This is a genomic window from Streptomyces sp. NTH33 (genome assembly GCF_003236365.1).
Lineage (GTDB): Bacteria > Actinomycetota > Actinomycetes > Streptomycetales > Streptomycetaceae > Streptomyces.
Window position 1 is genome coordinate 1 of sequence record NZ_POTZ01001059.1, and the last position, 663, is coordinate 663.

1 protein-coding gene is annotated in these 663 nt (G+C 69.7%); it reads left to right on the forward strand.

The genetic code is table 11. The features are described from left to right. Window positions 1-167: 167 nt before the first annotated feature. On the forward strand, window positions 168-663 hold a 496-nt coding region (locus C1I97_RS38450), incomplete at its 3' end, for a transposase (protein ID WP_181447127.1).

Sequence of the window (663 nt, forward strand, 5' to 3'; positions counted from 1 at the left end):
AGAGGGCTTCTCGAAACCGAGTGTGGGGCTGGGGGGTCCGTACGGGCGTGCTGTTCAGGTGATTGTGGCCGCGCGGGGGCATGAAGGCAGGGCCTCTCGGTAGCACAGAGGGTGTCTACGCCACTGCTCACCGGGAGGCCCTGTTGCCGCAGTTGTATCGGTCTGCTGTGAAAGAGTCCACTGCGGACACGCGGGCGTGCGACTGCTTCGCCCACACGTACGGGAACGCCGCGGACAATCCGTCCGGCGAGCACTGCTATCCGACCGACATGACGGACGGGGAGTGGGCCGCGGTCCGCGGCATGATCCCGGTGCCGGCGTGGGCCGAGGGCCGGGGCGGCCGGCCGGAGGAGTACTGCCACCGGGACATACTCGACGCGATCCGGTACGTGGTGGACAACGGCGTGAAGTGGCCCGCACTGCCGGCGGACTACCCGCCGTGGAAGGCGGTGCACCGGTTCTTCACCCGCTGGCGCAAGCAGGGGCTGATCGGCGAGTTCCACGACCGGCTCCGCGCCGCGACCCGTGAAGCGCAGGGCCGGGACGCGGAGCCGACGGCCGGGGTGATCGACTCGCAGTCCGCGCGCGGCACGTCGACGGTGGAGGCCGCGACCAGTGGCTATGACGGCGGGAAGAAAATCAAGGGCCGTAAGCGGCACATCG